General features: G+C 34.8%; 6 protein-coding genes. All 6 read left to right on the top strand.

Annotated features, from left to right (window positions below; all coding sequences use genetic code 11):
- Nucleotides 1-374: hypothetical protein (locus ACODS7_RS31365; protein WP_488828468.1), on the top strand; the 374-nt coding region annotated here is incomplete at its 5' end.
- 49 nt (nucleotides 375-423) lie between these two features.
- A complete protein-coding gene (locus ACODS7_RS31360; protein ID WP_078185709.1) occupies nucleotides 424-825 on the top strand; it encodes a hypothetical protein in 402 nt (133 codons plus the stop codon).
- An 82-nt stretch (nucleotides 826-907) separates the two neighbouring features.
- A complete protein-coding gene (locus ACODS7_RS31355; protein WP_078185710.1) occupies nucleotides 908-1,708 on the top strand; it encodes a hypothetical protein in 801 nt (266 codons plus the stop codon).
- 28 nt (nucleotides 1,709-1,736) lie between these two features.
- On the top strand, nucleotides 1,737-2,210 hold the full coding sequence (locus tag ACODS7_RS31350) for a hypothetical protein (RefSeq protein WP_243168590.1): 474 nt from the start codon (nucleotides 1,737-1,739) through the stop codon (nucleotides 2,208-2,210).
- 23 nt (nucleotides 2,211-2,233) lie between these two features.
- Nucleotides 2,234-2,878, top strand: a complete 645-nt coding sequence (locus ACODS7_RS31345) for a hypothetical protein (protein ID WP_088029391.1) — start codon at nucleotides 2,234-2,236, stop codon at nucleotides 2,876-2,878.
- A 49-nt stretch (nucleotides 2,879-2,927) separates the two neighbouring features.
- A partial coding sequence (locus ACODS7_RS31340) for a toprim domain-containing protein (RefSeq protein ID WP_488828466.1) occupies nucleotides 2,928-3,438 on the top strand: 511 nt, incomplete at its 3' end.

The following is a 3,438-nucleotide window of genomic DNA, read 5'->3' as shown; positions in this document are numbered from 1 at the left end:
AACTCTTCTTAGAACACATTCATCAGTCTGTAGAAGAGTTGAAGCAGTATCATACGTACGATTTGTATGTGTTGCTAAAGGAAGTAAGAGAAGCAAGGAGTCAAACGTATTACGGTTTACAACTACTAAATAAAGCTTCCAAAACAGAAAGTACATTACAAGCTACTGCGGATGAAACAGGCGGAGAGTATGAGTATTACACAAGAAAGGCGTGGGTAATAGAAAACATTCTATTAGAACGTCAGGGATTCTTTCCAGAAAAAATTACAGCTCGAGTTCTTCAATATATGTGGGAGCAAATTAAAAAATCGAAGAAAAAGAGTATGAGGATATCAAAGGTTCAGCGCCAGTACAGAGGAGAAGCTTGCTTATAAAGTTTAATGCTGGAGTACAGATTCATAATCCAAAAGGAGAGAAGAAAAAATGAAAAAAACGAGAGAAGTATATGTATGTGAAAGATGTGAAAATGTTTGTGAATCAACAGATTGTTACTTATGCGATGCTGTGTCAGCTCGAAAAATCCCAATGGAAATTGATACAAAGACTATGATGCAAGGTGTGAGAGAAGTATTAGCCTTGATTGAGAGTAAACAAATAAGTATTATGCTAAGTCGTTGCTTTGATGCACCAAGTGACTTAGTGGTAGTAAATATGGCGAAAGAAACGATTCTTGAGGATCTTAATAAGATAGATTTTGTCTTTAACGATGTAACAGCAGTGAAATACAAAGGTTTTATGAGAGAGTGCTTAGGAATTGGATTGCTAGACCCTTATAAAACAGTAGAAGGAGAGCAAGTAACAGGGTTATTTATTTTCACGGAATAGGCTTGTTTGCAAAATTGAAATATTGGAAGAAAGGAGAAGGTGTTGTGGAGGAAATCTTATAGAAGAATCGGAGGAGTATAGTATGAAATTCTTTGAAAAGCGTTTTTTGAAAAGTTTACTGAAGTTTAGCAAATTTGTACATGAATATCGTTTTGAAGATTTTTCAGCACAGGAAGAGAAGGTGTATCAGAAAAACCTTGAGAAACTAAGAAACTTATTTGGTGTAGAGAAATCCCCTATATCCCTAGATGTGATTGATACATCGGTATTAACAGCATATCAAAGAGAACTTTTACAAGAATTTGAGCAGAATGAACTCTTTACTAAGGTTAGGTATAGAGAAATGGTACGGTTTATCTGGAGTAATCCACGGTGTACATTTTCTCATGTCGAACGAGAAGTCATTTGTTATATGCTTCAAACATTGGGGAGTTCTTCTGAAGAATATGATAGAAATCAGCAAGAACAAAAACAAGAGAAAGTGCAAAATTTCCATGAAATCGAAGGTGAAAGAGAGAAAATTCACAGGTTAAGAGAACAATTAATACAAGTAGACATCTTGCAATTAAAAGAAATGGCAGCAGGATTGATGCACAACACATTTGTGTTGCTACGAATGTATTCTTCAAATCAGTATAAGAAAATGCTTGGAAAAACAGCTTACCATCAATTTATTTTTGAAATCGCGGACAGAATGCATAATTTGCCGGAGATTCTTCTCGGTGAGAATAAAAGAGCAATAGTAGAAGAACTGGCTGATACGGTAGTGTTCTTACAAGAACAGAAGCATGTTGACATTATGTTTTTACAATCTAATCTTCAAAGAATGGAAGTTGTACTTAGTAAAAATACACAAAAAATATGTGAGTTGAACCTAACTTGATTCTATATAACAAATTGAGGTGAGGGATTTGGAACAACAATTCCGATATGGTGAAGCGAATCTGGCAATATGGGGGATTCACGTTGATGTTACAGGATGTGTGTATGCACAAGTTGGTATTCCGAACGTAGGGGATATGGAAATTCAAGTCTATAACCATGAAGGAAATGGAAAATTCTTAGTAACACTTCCTGAATTCAATTGGTGCAGTTATGTGGGGGATTTTGAAAAGTTTCATACCAGTCCAAAAGATTATCAGAATGATGTATTTAAAGGATATCGAGGGTACTATCTTACGATGGGCGATATTGTCATGCCGATATCTGAATTGCAACCTTACGTGAGAGAAGTGAAGTTTATTTTTTCCATGCTTCTTTCTTTTCTATATAAAGAAACAACAAATGAGTTATATATTAACACGGGTACGACTTGCACAGTAGAAGAGCATATTGAGTATTGCAAAAGAAAATTAGAATCATGGAATGTGTATATTGCTAAATGACTAAATTGAAGAGGTGAAAACAGTTGGAAGAATATATAGAAGTGCAAGAAAGAAAAGAAACTGTATACCGAATCTATCATGATTTGAGCTTAGAATATGATAAGGGAGCAATATATGTATCTACACATCATGCTGAAATTATAGTTCGGAAACTGTTACAACATATTGAAGAAATTGTGTTAAATATGAAAAGTAAACGAGTAAAGGATAATTGGTTTATTGGTGCCCCTTTGGAAAATATATTGTGTAAATATTTCGGATTCACTTCACATGCAAGAAGGTGGAATCAAGAGTATGTTGAAATTGAACTGCATCACAATTGGGAAGGTGTTTATTTAAAGCATATTCACGAGCCAAGCTGGTTTCACTTATGTAACTTCCAAAAAATAATTGAGCAAGAAATGCTATTAGAACAAGAACAAAATGAAAAGTTTTTGGAGAAAATCAAGGCACTCATGACGATTCCGTATGGAGATGAAACACTCGTTGAAGGAGAATTGAAGAATTATAATTTACATGAGTTGAAACGTTTACATGATTATCTACAAGTTACATTCAAAAAATTAGAAAATAGTCTAGGTAGAGTGTGTATAGAGGAATGGAATGCAGACCCTGCAAACTTTTTTACGGAGTACTATACGGATGGATGGGCGGAAATAGAACAGTAATAGGAAGAGCGGAAGTTCTAACTGTAATTCAATTCAAGGGGGAATCCACGTGAAAGTGATACTATGTGAAAAACCGCAACAAATGAAAAGTTATTCGGAAGCATTTCAAAGTGCCAAACGAGAAAGTACACATATTATCGTAAAAGATACGGAAATCTTCGGAGATGAAGAAGTGATTATGATATCAGCGCTCGGTCATCTCATCGAATTATGTAACCCTGATGAGTATAAAGAAGAATGGAAAAAATGGAGTATGGACCAACTACCTATTATTCCAGAAGAGTTTAAAATGAAGGTGTCAAAAGATAAAAAAATGATTTTTCAAAATGCGAAACAGTGGTTACAAAAAGCAGATGAAATCATTATTGCGACTGATCCTGCTAGAGCTGGAGAGGCCATTGCGAAAAATATTATTATCATGGCAGGTGTGAACGAAACACCACAAAAACGCTTGTGGGTTAAGAGTATGACGCATGATGCAGTCAGAAAAGGATTTCAAAACTTACGAGATGCAGAAGAAACATATAGTTATTATTTAGAAGAACAAGCCCGTTCTGTTA

This window comes from Bacillus sp. FG16, assembly GCF_057809515.1.
Note: the sequence above shows the minus strand (reverse complement) of the source record. Positions and strands in the feature narration are given on the sequence as shown.